The organism is Pseudarthrobacter sp. GA104, assembly GCF_009741265.1.
In the GTDB taxonomy this organism is placed as follows: Bacteria; Actinomycetota; Actinomycetes; order Actinomycetales; family Micrococcaceae; genus Arthrobacter.
In genome coordinates this window covers 4714954-4729960 of the sequence record NZ_WOWL01000001.1, presented here as the reverse complement: position 1 = coordinate 4729960, position 15007 = coordinate 4714954, and the positions used below count along the sequence as shown (strand labels likewise).

Genomic DNA, 15007 nt, shown 5'->3' with positions numbered 1-15007 from the left:
TCTTGGGCGGTGCTAGAGCAGCCCGTTGCGTTCCAGGATCACCTTGATGGCCGTGGTCTCGGTTTCGTTGAGGGAAAGCATCGGCACGCTCATGGTGTTGGATTCGATGATGCCCATGAGCTGCAGGGCCGTCTTGAAGGCACCGAGGCCTGCCGCCCCGCCGGAGACGCGGCCATTGGGGGTGTACACAATCTCGAAGAGGTCTGCGAGGCGGTCCTGTTCGGATGCGGCCTTTGCCCAGTCGCCTACCTGGGCGGCGTCGACGAGGTTGCGGTAGCCGCGCGGGTCCACGTTGCCCAGGCCGGGCACCACGCCTTGTGCACCGCCCAGGAGGGCGCCGTCGACAACGACTTCGTGGCCGGTGAAGATGTCGAAGTTCGGGATGTCCTTCGCCGCCAGCAGCAGTTGGCGGAAGGAGACGTCGTCGCCGGAGGAATCCTTGACGCCGGCAATCACACCGTCACGGCCCAGCCGGACCAGCAGGTCGGTGGGGAGCTTGAAGTGCGTGCGGACCGGAACATCGTAGGCGAAGATCGGCTTGTCGACGGCGGCGTGGACGGCGCGGAAGTGCGTTTCAGTTTCTGCGGCGTTGCCGATCGCGTAGTACATGGAGGTCACCACGATGGCGTCGGCGCCGAGGTCGATGACCTTTTTCGCTTCCTCGATGACGCGGTTGGTGGTCTGCTCGTTGGCGCCGACGATCAGCGGCACGGCGTCAGCACCAGCAGACGCGTTGGCTTCGGCGATGGTGCTGACCACCAGCTCACGCTCGGCGTTGGTCATGTACGGAACCTCGGCGGAGGAGCCAAGGACGAAGAGTCCGGCCACCCCGCCGTCGAGCAGGTGCTTGGTGACGTTGGTCAGCGACGCCGTGTCGATGCTGCCATCGGCGTGGCGGGGGGTGACGACGGGCGGGATGACGCCCTGGAACTGGGTGGACACGTAGGTTCTCCGATGATTGGTGCTGATGGGGGGATCTAGATGTGGAGAAGGCTCGGGGCAGCGCCCAAAAGCTTCTTGGTGTAGTCGTTAGTCGGGTTGTCGAACACCTGGGCTGCGCTGCCTTGCTCGACGATCTTGCCGAAGTACATGACGCAGATGCGGTCGGAGACATACCGGACGGTCTGGATGTCGTGCGAGATGAACACCATGCCGAGGTTCAGTTCGGTCTTCAGGTCAGAGAGCAGGTTCAGCACCTGGGCACGGACGGACACGTCGAGTGCCGAGGTGGGCTCATCGGCCACAATGATGTCCGGGTCCAGCGCCAGTGCCCGGGCGATCGCCACGCGCTGCCGCTGGCCGCCCGAGACCTGCGACGGCGTCACCTCGGCTGCGGACTGCGGCAGTCCCACCAGCGACAACAGTTCCTTGACCTTCGCTGCACGGGAAGCGGCGGTACCGATCCCGTGGATCTGCAAGGGATCAGTGAGGATGTCCTGGACCGTCATGCGCGGGTTCAGTGCTGTGGCCGGATCCTGGAAGACCACGGACACCGACCGGCCGAATTCCTTGCGAAGTGCGGCGTTCCGCTTGATGGCGGGCTTGCCGTGGAACAGCACCTGGCCCGACGTCGGGGGCTGGAGCCCCACGAGCACTGACGCAAGCGTGGACTTGCCACAGCCGGACTCACCGACGATACCCACGGTTTCGCCGCGGCTGATGGTGAAGTCCACGCCGTCCACTGCTTTGACTATGTTGGGGCGGAAGAGTTTGCCGCCCCGCGCCTGGTGGTAGACCTTGACGTCCTTGAGTTCGATGACCGGCTTGCCGGTTGATTCACTCATTTCGCATCCTCCTTCAGGTGGCTTGCCCAGTAGTGGTCGGCATCGCCGCCGGCCGCGGCTCCAACCGGGGTCAGGACCAGCTTCTGGTCGGGATCGGCGTCGGACCGCAGGGAACGCGGCGCGAAGCGGTCGCCCGGTGCGAAGTCGCGCGGTGAGGGAACGGTGCCGGGGATCTGGTGCAGGCGGACGGCGTCGGCCTCAATGGAGAGGACAGCGCCGAGCAGGCCGCGGGTGTACTCATGTTTGGGATTGCGCAAAAGCTCGGATGCCTGGGCGGATTCCACCACCTGGCCGGCGTACATCACGGTGATCCGGTGCGCCAGGGACGCCACCAGGGCGAGGTCGTGGCTGACGAACACCATGGCGAATCCGAGCTGCTCGCGCAGCTCGTTGAGCAGGTCGACCACCTGTTTCTGGACGGTCACATCCAGGGCGGTGGTGGGTTCATCGGCCACCACGATCTTGGGGGAGCGCGACAGGGCCATGGCGATCAGCACGCGCTGGCGCTGCCCGCCGGAAAGCTCGTGCGGGTAGCTGGCCAGGGTACGTACCGGATCGAGCTTGACCATTTCCAGCAGCTCGGCGGGGGTCTTGCGGCCGCCGCGCCTGGTCAGCTGCTCCATCTGGTCCTTGATCTTCATGGACGGGTTGAGGGAGCTCAGGGCGTCCTGGTAGACCATGGCGATCTGTTCACCACGGAGGCCTTCGTAGGCCTTGATGCTGCTGTGCTTCGTGGCCGGATCCAGGAGTTCCTTGCCGTCGAATTTGATGGACCCGGTGACCTCTGCTGTTTTGGGCAGAAGCCCCATGACCGCCAGGGACGTGATGGACTTGCCGCAGCCCGACTCGCCCACCAGGCCCATGGTCTCGCCTTCGCGGACTGTGAACGAGACGTTGTCCACGATTGCGATGTCACCAAAGCGGGCCGGGAAACGGATGGACAGGTTCTTCACTTCCAGCACGTTGCGGGCGCCCGGTTCCACTTGGGGGAGCCTGTCGGTGCGCCTGGCTTCGATGGCGGCCAGCAGTTCCAGTTCCTTATCCAACAGCAGGTGCGGGTTCGCCGCAGCAAGCTTCGGGTCGGACAGGACGGCGGCCTGGTTGTAGTCCTCCTCGGTAAGGACGCCGCCGGGAGCCGCCTGGACGCCGTCGAGCTCGTGCTGTTCCACGACGGAGGACTGGGCCACGGACGTGCCAACTTCCGTGTCCACCGCCACTGCAGCGCCAATAGCCGCGGCCGATCCGTCGTCGTCCGTCACGGCTACGGCCTTGCGCAGCCTGGGGTTCACCATGGCGTCGGTAAGGCCCTCGGCGAGGATGTTCAGCGACAGAACCGTGAGCAGGATGGTGGCACCGGCGAAGGTGGTGGCCCACCAGCCGCCGGACAGGACGAGGTTGCGTCCATAGGAGATCACGTTGCCCCACGATGGCGCAGGGTCCTGCACGCCGGCGCCCAGGAAGGAGAGCGACGCTTCGAGGATGATGGCGTCGGCCACCATGACCGTGGCGAACACCAGCACGGGGGCGGCCGTGTTGCGGACGATGTGCTTGAGGAGGATGTAGAACCGGCCGGCGCCGATGACGCGTTCGGCGCGGACGTAGTCCTCGCCGTACTGAGACAGCACGTTGGCGCGGACCACCCGTGCCAGTTGCGGGGTGTAGATGATGGCGATCGCAATGATGATGGTGGGAACCGAGTTGCCGAACGCTGCCAGCAGTACCGCCGCCAGGGCGATGCCGGGGAAGGCCATCAGGATGTCCATGAGGCGCATGATCAGTTCGTTCACGGCCTTGCTGGACGTCGCTGCGAAGGAGCCCAGCAGGGCGCCCACCAGGATGGCCAGGCCAACGGCGCCGAGGCCGATCAGCAGCGAGGACTGGGCGCCGAAGAGCAGGCGGGAAAAGATGTCGCGTCCCAGCCGGTCGGTGCCGAAGAAATGCTCGGCGCCGGGCGGGGTGGCCGGGATGAAGGTCTCAAGCGGATCGTGCGGGGCGAGGACCGGCGCGAGGATGGCGGCCAGGACGACCGTGATGAGGAAGAGGAGGGCGATGCGGGAGCCCCAGGGCAGGGCTTTGAACCGGAGGCCCGGGGCGCTCAGCCGTTCAGCGAGTTTGCTGCGCATGGGCTATACCGTCCTGATTCGGGGGTTGATGAGCAAGTACAGGAGATCCACCACGATGTTCACCAGAACGAAGGTGACGGAGATGGTGAGCACCACGCCCTGGACGAGGTTGACGTCCAGGTTGGTGATGCCGTTCAGGATGAGCTGGCCCATGCCGGGCAGGGCAAAAATCATTTCAATCACGACGGCGCCGCCCAGCAGGTAGCCGACGCGGAGTCCCAGCACGGTCACCGGAGTCACCAGTGCATTGCGCAGCACGTTCCGGGAGACCACCTCGCGGTAGGGAACACCGTTGCCGATGGCTGTGCGCACGTAGTCCCGGTCCAGTTCCTCCACCATTGAGGTGCGGACCACGCGGATCAGTGATGCCGAGACGGGAATGCCGAGGGCGAGGGCCGGGAGGGCCATGGAGTTCAGCCATCCGCCAAAACCTGATTCCGGCGTCGCAATTCCGCCTGAGGGGAACAGGGGACTGGAGCCCAAGGCGAACCACTGGATGAGCAGGATGCCCAGCCAGAACGACGGTGTGGCGATGGCGGCTATGGAGAAGACCCGGACCAGCTGGTCCGGCCACTTGTCACGGTAAAGTGCGCCGAGGATTCCGAAGACCAGGGATACGACCACCGCGATAATGACGCCCAGGAACGTCAGCTGGAGCGTGAGCGGGAACGCTGAGCCGATCATCGACGCCACGGACTTGGCGGGCGGTGTGGTGACCCCGAGGTCGAATCGCAGCAGCTTTGCAAGGAAAGCGAAGTATTGGACGACCAGCGGATCGTCCAGCCCATTCTCCTGGCGGTACTGCTGCTTTGCTTCTTCGCTGGCGCCTTCGCCCAGTGCCGAGCTTGCCTGATCTCCCGGTGCGGCCTGCAGTACGAGGAAGACCAGCAGGGTGATGCCCAGGATCATCAATGGCAATGCTGCGAGCCTGCGGCCCAGCAGGCGCAATATCGTGACCAATTTATTCTCCGGTGTGTTTGGATGCTGCAGTTCAATAAGTTGCGAGGCCTGCCCTGCGTGCTCCCGAGGGGATCAGGTGAGCGGGGCCGGCCTCGCAACGCAAGGGGCTGCCTAGGACGTGCGGCCGACGTCGATGAACGACATGCCAGTGGTGGGCAGCGGCTTGAAGCCGTTGAGCTTCTTGTCGTCCCACGCACTGGGCAGTTGGCGGTGGAAGATCGGGTAGAGGGGAAGTTCCTCTGAGACGAGGTCCACAATTTCGCCGGTGATCTTCTTGGCATCTGCCGCAGCTGCCTGCGAACCCTTATTCATGAGTTCCTGCAGTTTGGCGCGTTCAGGCGCGGTCCAGTAGGCACGCTTTTCCATCCAGGTAGCGCCCGAGTAGAACCAGCTCAGGAGCAGGTCCGCGTCATTACCGAAGACTGACGGATCGCCCGGAGCCGCGACGACGGAGTAGTCACCGGCGCCAACGCGGTCCGCGTACAGCGCGCCGGACTGGATGCTCTTCACTGTGACCTTCACGCCCGGGATCTTGTTCCAGGACTCGAGGATCAGCGGCGCGACATCCTTGACCCAGGCGGTGTCCGTGGTGAGCAGTTCGAACTCAAGGCTGGTGACGCCGGCTTCCTTGAGCAGCTGTTCAGCTTTACCGGCATCGTAGCCATAGACGTTCTTGGCCTTGACGTAGTCCGGGTGGCCTTCCTGGAAGTAGGAACTGGCCGGCTTGGCGTTGCCGAAGAGGGCCTTCTTGATGATGGCGTCTTTGTCCAGCCCGTAGTGCAGCGCCTGGCGGACGAGCTTGTTGTTGAAGGGGGCTTTTGCGCAGTTGAACATCAGGAACATCAGGCCAAAGGACTGGACGGATTCAACCTTGACCTTGGACTTGAGTCCTTCCACGTCCAGGTAGGGGACGTCCTCGATGGCCTGGACACGGCCGGACTGCACGGCGGTGACGCGGGCAGCGGCGTCGGAGAGCAGGTGCCAGGTCATGCCCTTGGCCAGCGCAGGCTTGGGGCCGTTATAGTCGGCGAACGCCTCGAAAACGATCTTGTCGTCCTTGACGGCGGAGATGAGCTTGTAGGGACCGGAGCCCACCGGCTTGGCATCAAAGGCCTTCAGGTCGCTGGCGAGTGCCTTGGGGACGATCTTCACCACGGAGATGCGGGGGCCGAACCCGGGGAAGGCGTACTTCAGGGTGAACTCCACCGTCTTTGCGTCGACGGGCTTTACGTCCTGGATGAACGGGATGAACTGCGAGAACAGGGACTTGTTTGCCGGGTCCATGACGCGGGTGAACGAGAAAGCGACGTCCTCGGTGGTGACGGGCGAACCGTCGTGGAACTTGGCACCATCGCGGATGGTCACCTGGTACGTGGTGTCGTTGACCTTCTTGGGGTCCGCGGCTGCCAGGGCGTTATACGGCTCGCGGGTGGCCGGATGCAGCTCCACGAGGCCTTCAAAGATGTGCAGGTTCGCGGCCATGGGCGTGGCTCCGGAGGAACTCAGGGGATCAAAACCGGTGGAGAGTGCGTAGGAGATGCCCGCCTCAATGATGAGGTCCTTGTTGATCGCGGCGGCGCTTGCGGCGCCTCCGCCGGTGGTTGTGGCTGCCGGGCTGCCGCACGCAGCCACTGAAGCGGTGAAAGCCGCGGCGACGCCCATGGCGCCAGTCAGCTTGAGGAAGTTCCGGCGGCTGGCGTCATTGACCAGCGGCAGGTTCTTGGAGGAGATGTTCATGTGGGCCTCGCGATTCCAGAGGGTTTATCGGATGTAGGACGTCCGAGCTCGTGATAAAACTGTAAGTCCCATCACAGCGCATCGTCAAGTGCGTTCGCCATCCACAACGGAGTCCAAATGTCGTCCCTCATCGTTGGCGCCTATCCTGCCCAGCCGGAAGACCTGCCGCAGCGCTTCTACCAGGAGTTGGGCTGTATCCCTTCAATCCGGGGATTGGAGCTGCCCTACGGCCCCCATGGCGGAAGTCCGTGGCCTGCGGGGGCTCCCGAGGGGTGGTCGGCCGTAGTGACTGCAATTCCCGGCACCATGAAGCGAGTGAGCCAGGCCCCCACTTTCGGCTTGGCCTCCAGGGACGATGAAGGGCGGAGGGCGGCGCTGCAGTTTGTTTCAGGCGTGCGGGATTATGCCTCCCGCCTCGCGGGCGAGGGGCACAAGGTGGAGGCAATTGAGCTGCACTCTGCGCCGCCACTGCATTCCTCGTCCCGCTTGTTTGAGGAGTCCCTCAAGGAAGTACTCGACTGGGAATGGGGCAGCACGCGTGTGCTCGTGGAGCACTGCGACGCTCCGCGGCAGGGGAGTAGGCCGGAGAAGGGCTTTCTGACATTCGCTGAGGAGGTCAATGTCGTCGCCTCGCTCCAGGGCCAGGGGTGGGATCAGGTTGGAGTCCTGGTCAATTGGGCGCGGTCGGTCATTGAATCAGGGGACACCGGCACCGCAGTTGAGCATTTGCTGCTTGCCCGGGAAGCAGGCGTCCTCGCGGGGATTATGTTTTCCGGATGCTCCCCGGAGCCAACAGAGTTCGGATACCCATGGATTGATGCCCACCTCCCTGCTCTTGAGGTTGATGGTGCCCCGCCGAGCTCGCTGCTGAACCGCGCCGAGGTCCAGCGCTGCCTGGCGGCGGCGGGGCCGGTAGCCATCTCAGGCTTCAAGATCGGGCTTCCCCAGCATGGCCTGTCGGCCGGCGACCGGGCAGGGCGCCTGCGGCAGATGTGCGATCTGGTGGAGGGGCCGATCTGACCGGGATGGAGTGCCGTAACTGCAGATCAGTGACGGTCCGGCCCGAAGCCGGTCACGACCAAGGCCTGTGTTCGACGCGGACCGCCCCTGTTGCAGTATCGAAATGAAAGGTCTGGGACGTGCGGTGGCGGGAACCGCCCACGACTCCCTCGACCGTGTACGCCACTTCTACGGACCCTCGCTCTACCTCGGCTTCGGTCACGGTGTGCGTGGGAGTGAAGTAGAGCGCTTCCGCCCCGGGCAGGAGATCCGCAGCGGGGAACGCATCCGCGCCCGGGCCGTCCAGGCGCATCTCGGTCACTGGGAGAGTGCCGCGATTGCGTGCCCTGCCGGTGAAAGCCAGGATGTCACCGGCCCTGTAACCGGGTGTGACAGGGCCGTAGTTCAGGTCCTGTGCCTCCCGGGTGCCGATAACTTGCGCTGATTCGTCGGAGTAGCCCTGGCCGATCTCCTTCCAGGTATGGACGTTCCAGCCTCCCGTATTGGCAGGCATGACGTGGAAATCACCCGCGTTGAGCCAGGCTGCCGGGCGTCCGGGGGTGATGGAACGGAGTTCCATATCGAATACCAGTCCAGGTTCCTCCCAGGGCGAAATCTCGGGAGGCGCAGCATGTTGTTGCGTGAGCTGCTCCGGCGGCACGGAGGCGAATACGATCTCCCGGTAACCCTGCCGCTCATACAGGACGCCGATATTGCCGTCGGGGAGACGCGCTGCCGTCGAGTACGCGGAGCTTCCCGGGCACAGGACCAGTTTCGTTGGCCAGGTGCGGCCGTTGTCCGGCGACAGGCTGAGTACAGTGTTCCGCCGCAGGGCCGTGTCGTGGTTGTTGGTGGCCAGCAGCCACGAGTCGGTGGCGCCGTCCGCCCGGCCGGCCACATTGGGCAGGCCGTCGAAACGGACAAGGGAACCGTTGTCGCTCGGATCCGGAAGCTCCTCAACGGGACTAAGCGCACTCCAGGTGGCCCCGCCGTCGTCTGATGTTGCTGCCAGGCGGCGCGGCGTGCCGCGGCTGTGCAGCAGGAGGCGGCCGTCCGCCAGTGCAACCACCTTGTTTTCGTTGGGGCTGAAGCCGTGCGTACACTCACCAACAGGCTGGCCGAGGGTCCAGGAGTCTCCGTGGTCATCGCTGTACGCGGAGGCGGCCATGATGGTGCCCTCGCAGAGGACAACGAACTGCTGCACCAGCCGGCCCGCAAAAGGCCCTGAATGGATTTGGATGCCCTGGCCGGCAGCAGCAAAGATTCCCGTGACCGGGCGGTCAGTACTGTTCTTCAGTTGGCTGGTGATCCTGCGGTGCTGCCAGGTCAGGCCGTCGTCGTCGGAGAAGCTGAGATCGCAGTGCTGGACGTACTCATCGTCCGGATCGTGGCCCGCGGTGGCTTCGAAGAATCCCGCCCGGGTGCCCGCCGCATGGAAGAGAAAGATGCGCTGCGTTTCCATGTCCACCAGCAGGCTCGGATCCCCGAAACCCTCGAGGCCTTTTCCCGTGCGGACCACGGCCTGCTTGCCCCATGTGCGGCCGCTGTCCGTGCTGCGGCGGAGCAGCAGGTCAATGGGGCTTGGCAGGTCATCAAGGTTGGGCCGGCCATCGTAGGCGGCCAGCAGGGTTCCTTGTGCGGTGACGGCGAGGGCCGGGATGCGGTACTGCCGGTAGCCGCCGGTGCCGCGGGTGGCGAGGACGTGCTCCACGGCCGGGACGGCATCTGGGAGTCGGGGGACATGAGGGAAGATGTAGGACGTCACCCCTTAAGTCTAGCAATGTGAAGCCGACCACTATACGGTGGTAGGACGTCGTATGTAGAAGGTGTAGATTTTTGCCTCTCCCGACGGTCACCTCACCAGGCCCGCAAATGCAGCGGGCACCCCGAAAGGACATCTAATTTGGGTTCCACCAAAAGAAGAACCAGACGCGCAGCAGTGGTGGGAAGGAGTGCAGGAACAGCGGCCTTGGCCCTTGCCCTGCTGGCCGGAGCCGTTCCTGCCGGAGCCGCCCCCATCCCGCCGAACAGCCCCATGGCACCTCCCGGGACCTTTTCGGAAATGAACCTGGCGGCAGACCGGACCGCCAGCAACTTCTTCTACCGGATCCCGGCCATGACATACCTGGGAAACGGTGTTGTCCTGGCCTCCTGGGACGGCAGGCCGGGAAGCGCCGCCGACGCCCCGAACCCCAACTCGATCGTGCAGCGGCGCAGCACCGACGGCGGCCGCACCTGGGGTCCCGTGCAGGTCATCGCTGCGGGCCACACCGGCAATGCCACCACCCCCAAGTACGGCTACAGTGACCCCTCCTACATTTTTGATGCCGAGACCGGCAAGGTGTTCACCTTCTTCGTCTACTCCAAGGACCAGGGCTTCTTCGGCAGCCAGTACGGAAACGACGATGCCGACCGCACTGTCATATCCTCCGCCGTGATCGAGTCCTCCGACGGCGGCGTCACCTGGAGCCAACCGCGGCTGATTACCAGCGTCACGAAGCCGGGCACCAACAAGACGAACCCCGCAGCAGGTGACATCCGATCCAACTTTGCGTCTTCCGGCGAGGGGATCCAGCTCAAGTACGGCCAGTACAAGGGCCGCCTGATCCAGCAGTACGCCGGGGATGTCAGGCAAGCTGACGGCACCAATAAGATCCAGGCCTACAGCGTCTTCTCGGATGACCACGGGGCCACCTGGCACAAGGGTGCCAACGTGGGTGACCGCATGGATGAAAACAAAACCGTGGAACTTTCGGACGGCCGGGTCCTCTTGAACTCCCGCGACAACGCCAACCAGGGCTACCGCAAGGTGGCGATCTCCACCGACGGGGGCGCCACTTACGGCCCGGTAACGCAGGACACGGAACTTCCGGACCCGGCCAACAACGGAGCCATCGCCCGGATGTATCCTGCGGCAGCGGAAGGATCCGCTGAGGCCAGGAAACTGATCTTCACCAACTCCAATTCCAAGACCGGCCGGGAGAACGTATCGGCAAGGATTTCGTGTGACGACGGAGCGACCTGGCCGGGGGTCCGCACCATCCGTCCGGGCTTCTCCGCCTATTCCACCGTGACCCGGCTGGAAGACGGGCAGTTCGGGGTCCTTTACGAGGGCAACTACACGGACAACATCACGTTCTCCAGGTTCGACGACGCGTGGTTGAACTACGCCTGCGCTCCGCTGTCAGTGCCGGCTGTCACCACCGCACCCGGTGCCACCCAGCAGGTCCCTGTCACCATCACCAACCAGGAAGCCGCCACGCTCTCGGGCGCGAACGCCACGGTCTACACCCCCAGCGGCTGGTCCGCCGCCACGGTTCCCGTGCCCGACGTCGCGCCCGGCGCCTCGGTGACCGTCAACGTCGACCTGACCGCCTCAACCAGCGCCAGCGGTCCGCAAAACCTCAACGCGGCCTTTACGACGTCGGACGGCCGGGTCTCGCAGCACACCTTCACGGCCACCGTTCCGGTGGCGCCGCAGGTAGGCCTCTCCGTCGCAGGATCCGCACCTGCCAGGGACGTCATCGCCAACCCTTACCGTGAGGGCGAGGCGCTGGGCTACTCGTTCAACGTCAGGAGCACGGCCAACGTCACGGCGAACTCGGTGCCCGTATCCGGCACCTTCGACGCCGGCTTCCTTCCGCCGTCGGCTCCGAACTGCCGGTACAACAACCTTGCCGCCGGTTCAAGCTACAACTGCACCACGGCAAAGCACACGCTGACGGCCGAGGACATCGCACGCGGCTACTTTGTTCCCCAGGCGAGCTTCACCATCACGGCCAGCTCGACGCCATCCCTCACCAAGACAGTCACGTTTACCGGTGCGGCCGTTGCGTTACGGGACGGACTGGTTGCAGCGGACATCAGCGGCACCCGGAACGATGCCGGCCGTGACCTGGCCACCCAGCCCTACACCGCCGGGGAAGCCTTTCCCTACACATTCAATGTGACCAACACCAGCCCGCTGACGGAGAAGGTCGTTCCCACGGCCGGAAATTTCAGCCCCTTTGTCCCTGAAGGCCCCGGCAACTGCCGCTACGGTGTGCTGCCCGCCGGCCAGAGCTACGCCTGCACCACGCCGCGGCATGAAGTCACCGCGGCGGAAGCCGAGCAGGGCTTCTTTGTTCCGGCCACCACGTGGGAGGTCAGTTCTTCCGGCCAGTCTGCGCGGACCTACGCCGTTGATGGCGGGGAAGTGGACCTCAAGGTCCGTGATGCACGGCTTGAGGGCACCGTAGCAACGGAGTGGAAGGACACCGACGGGGACCGGTATGCCTCTGCAGGCGACACCGTCACCTACACCTACACCCTGGGCAACGCCGGAAATGTCTCCCTGACGGAACTGAGTGCCCCCGACGCTGCCATCCACGAACCGGGCCTGGGGGTGGGCGCCACCGTAACGACAACCCGCGACTACGTCCTGACCGCTGCCGACATCGCCGCCGGACGGCTGGGGGCTGTGGAGTTCGAGGTCACCGCCGCCAACGGTGCACAGCAGATCTCCGCAATGCTGGCCGGCGGCGAAACCGTCCTGGACCTGCAGCCGGCGCGCCCGGAAACCGTTCCGGCGCTGACCGTGCAGGACCTTGAGGAACAGCTTCCGCCGTTCGATCTGGGCACCGCGGAGAAATACCGCAACGGCCAGAAAGTGGTCCTCAACGGCCTCGAATACGGCCAGTGGTACTACGTCTACCTCAACAAGCACAGCCAGCGCATCGGTTGGTTCTTCCCCACCACTCACAACACTGTGGAGTTCATCCTGCCGGCTGACGTCCAGAACGGACGCGACGACGTCGTGGTCCTCGACCAGGACGGCAAACAGGCCTCCTTTGACAGGCTGCAGGTGACCCCGAAGGGATAACCGGCCAGAATTCAAGGAGAACAGAGTGGACAGGAACGGCCGGCGGTCACGCCGGCCGTTCCTGTCCAGAACGATGAGAAAAGATGGGACAACCGACACAACAACCCGGACCTTCGGCTGGAAATGTAGCCGGATTGTCGATCCTCCTGGCCCTATTCGTCAGGTTCTGCGGTCTCGGCTGGCTTGTTCTACGAGCTCGGTGATCCAGGGACGGTGCCCTCGGTGGAAGGTTATTCCTTCGGGTAGGCCCTCCATGCTGGGGACTGCGTTTGTGATGTTGATGGTGACGTGGTTGCTGCCCAGCGGCGCGTTGGTGATCTGAAGGTCGCCGTAGGATTTCGGCAGTACGGGGTCCAGCCAGACTCCGCCGCGGGAGACGTGGGCGTCGTAGCGCATCAGGCTGGTTAGCAGCAGGATCGGTGAGGTCGCTGCCCATGCCTGGGGCGAGCACGCGGTGGGATAGGGGACGGGTTCGGTGAACTGGTCGCGGCTGAACCCGCAGAAAAGTTCCGGCAATCGGCCGCCGGAAAAGTCGGCAGCTTCCAGGAGCGCCGTGGAGATCCGCTGTGCCTCCTCCACGAACCCGTACCGGACCAGGCCCGCCTGGATGATCGCGTTGTCGTGCGGCCACACGGAACCGTTGTGGTAGCTGGCGGGGTTATAGGCGCCCATGTCGCTTGCGAGCGTGCGGATACCCCAGCCACTGAACATCTCCGGGGACATCAGGTGCCCGGCCACCTGCGCGGCCTTGTCCTCGTCCACTAGTCCCAACCACAGGCAATGGCCCATGTTGGAGGCACATGCGTCGACTTTTTGCTTTTTCCCGTCGAGGGCGACGGCGTAGTAGCCGCGTTCGGGTATCCAAAACTCCTCGTTGAACCGCTTCTTCAGGACGGCTGCGCGGTCAGCGTAAGTGTCTCCGACCTCATAGTCGCCAGCGTCGTATGCCATCCATGCCCGGGCCAAGTATGCAGCGAAGACATAGGCCTGGACTTCGCAGAGCGCGATAGGCGGCTCCGCCAGCCGCCCGTCGGCGAAATTTATGCCGTCCCACGAGTCTTTCCACCCTTGGTTGATCAGGCCATTGGGGTTGAGCCGCTGGTATTCGACGAAACCGTCGCCGTCTTTGTCGCCGTAGTCGCGGATCCATTCCAGTGCCCGGTCCGCATGGGGCAGCAATGCGTTGATGGTTTCCTTGGCAAATCCCCAGCGGCTGACGGCCCCCAGGACGTCAACGAACAAAGGGGTGGCGTCCACGCTGCCGTAGTAGGTGGATTTTCCGCCCAGGGAGAGCCCGCTTGAGACATCGAGCCTTACTTCGTGGAGGATTTTGCCAGGTTCCTCTTCGCTGACGGGATCAACGACGGTTCCCTGGCGGTCGGCCAATGTCTGCAGCGTGCCCAGCGCCAGGGAGGGGTCCACCGGAAGCGCCATTTCAGAGGCCCAGAGCGAATCTCGGCCGAAAATGGTCATGAACCAGGGCGCTCCGGCGGCCACCACCACGCGGTCCGGATGGTCTGGGTCCTCGATTCGCAGCGCTCCCAGGTCGTCGTAGCTGCGCTGGAGGGTCCGTTCGATTGCGGGATTTCCCATCCGCAGCATCGGGATTCTGGCTACCCATTCCCGGTGGCGCCGATCGCTGGGAGACAACTCCCCGCCCGTGTGGCTGAAGGCTGGCTGGCCGGCCTTTCCCGTGGCCGGCACGGCGATGACAGTCGTGGACCATTCCGACCTTGGCTGGATTATGACCCGGCAGGTAATGGCGTCGGTGGTCACGTCAGCATCGGGAGCATTGATGACGATGTCCTTTTCGACGTCCCTCCACCGGCCGTGGATTCTCAGCACTCCAACGTCAGCGCGCCGGTGCTCCTCCCATTGCCTCTGGTTCCTGGCTTCCTTGACCTCAAACAAATCGGCAAAGTCCGACCCAACCACCAGCTGGATGACGCATTCCATGGGTATCAGGGAAAAATTCCGGACCGTGAGTTGTTCCCGGATGCCCGCACCCACTTCGCGCAGCCGTTCGATAATAAGGGGACTGTCCGCATAACCATCAGAACGCGGGACGCGTCCTGCGAAAAGGGCACGGTAGGGCTCCTTTACCTCGGCCGCGAGCGGCTCCAGCGGCTGCCCATTAACCGTCAGGGCCCACGTGGAAACATACCGGGTGTCCTGGACGAAAAGGCCGTGGGGATGCTCCGGATGGATGTCTCCATTCGGCATGGAGATACAGAAGGACGAGCCCTCCACTAATGTGACTGTTCCAGCCCCTAAGGGCCCGGCCGCCGTGTCGGCGTTCCACCCTGCCATGCCTGCCTCCTTGGGAAAACCCCATGCTGCCGGACTGGCCAACAGGCCTTGCCCACCGGCCCGGCTGCCCTTGTGATCGACGCTACGCCTGCTGCCCTTTGGCCGCCAGAGCCCCAAACGGGAATTCAGGCGTGAGCCGTCAATGCGAGAACCGGCCCACATGCGCCAGAGGGCGATGCCCGAGGCGGGCGGAAACGGAAAGGGCAGCTGCCATGACTCGTTTGGAGTGTTCA

At 64.2% G+C, this 15007-nt stretch carries 9 protein-coding genes; 2 read left to right on the top strand and 7 right to left on the bottom strand.

Translation table 11 applies throughout. The features are described 5' to 3' along the window. Window positions 1-12: 12 nt before the first annotated feature. The 5 genes from GK109_RS21650 to GK109_RS21630 all read right to left on the bottom strand — a co-directional run bounded on the left by GK109_RS21650 (window position 13) and on the right by GK109_RS21630 (window position 6604). Window positions 13-942 carry a dihydrodipicolinate synthase family protein gene (locus GK109_RS21650; RefSeq protein ID WP_370460753.1) on the bottom strand — a complete coding sequence of 310 codons (930 nt, stop codon included), beginning with the start codon at window positions 940-942 and terminating at the stop codon, window positions 13-15. A 35-nt stretch (window positions 943-977) separates the two neighbouring features. Further along, window positions 978-1784, bottom strand: coding sequence for an ATP-binding cassette domain-containing protein (locus GK109_RS21645; protein ID WP_157242448.1), 807 nt, complete (start codon window positions 1782-1784; stop codon window positions 978-980). Beyond that, window positions 1781-3907: a dipeptide/oligopeptide/nickel ABC transporter permease/ATP-binding protein gene (locus GK109_RS21640; protein ID WP_157242447.1), complete on the bottom strand. Its 2127-nt coding sequence runs from the start codon at window positions 3905-3907 to the stop codon at window positions 1781-1783. Before GK109_RS21640 ends, GK109_RS21645 begins: the two co-directional genes overlap by 4 nt. Window positions 3908-3910: 3 nt before the next feature. Beyond that, the gene (locus GK109_RS21635; protein WP_157242446.1) at window positions 3911-4867 is read right to left on the bottom strand and encodes an ABC transporter permease; all 957 of its coding nucleotides are present in this window, start codon (window positions 4865-4867) and stop codon (window positions 3911-3913) included. A gap of 111 nt (window positions 4868-4978) precedes the next feature. Beyond that, window positions 4979-6604, bottom strand: coding sequence for an ABC transporter substrate-binding protein (locus GK109_RS21630; protein ID WP_157242445.1), 1626 nt, complete (start codon window positions 6602-6604; stop codon window positions 4979-4981). 117 nt (window positions 6605-6721) lie between these two features. Between GK109_RS21630 and GK109_RS21625 the strand changes: the two genes are divergently transcribed. Then, entirely contained in the window at window positions 6722-7624 is a 903-nt protein-coding gene (locus tag GK109_RS21625) for a DUF4862 family protein (protein WP_157242444.1), read from the top strand. A gap of 52 nt (window positions 7625-7676) precedes the next feature. Here GK109_RS21625 and GK109_RS21620 read toward each other — a convergent pair whose 3' ends face one another. After that, the gene (locus GK109_RS21620) at window positions 7677-9368 is read right to left on the bottom strand and encodes an exo-alpha-sialidase (RefSeq protein WP_370460752.1); all 1692 of its coding nucleotides are present in this window, start codon (window positions 9366-9368) and stop codon (window positions 7677-7679) included. Window positions 9369-9545: 177 nt separating this feature from the next. Here GK109_RS21620 and GK109_RS21615 point away from each other — a divergent pair, with 177 nt between their 5' ends. Next, on the top strand, window positions 9546-12464 hold the full coding sequence (locus GK109_RS21615; RefSeq protein ID WP_370460797.1) for an exo-alpha-sialidase: 2919 nt from the start codon (window positions 9546-9548) through the stop codon (window positions 12462-12464). Window positions 12465-12623: 159 nt separating this feature from the next. On the opposite strand, the gene GK109_RS21610 is transcribed toward GK109_RS21615, so the two are convergent. Next, window positions 12624-14774, bottom strand: a complete 2151-nt coding sequence (locus GK109_RS21610; protein WP_157242442.1) for a glycogen debranching N-terminal domain-containing protein — start codon at window positions 14772-14774, stop codon at window positions 12624-12626. Between the last annotated feature and the right edge of the window lie 233 nt (window positions 14775-15007).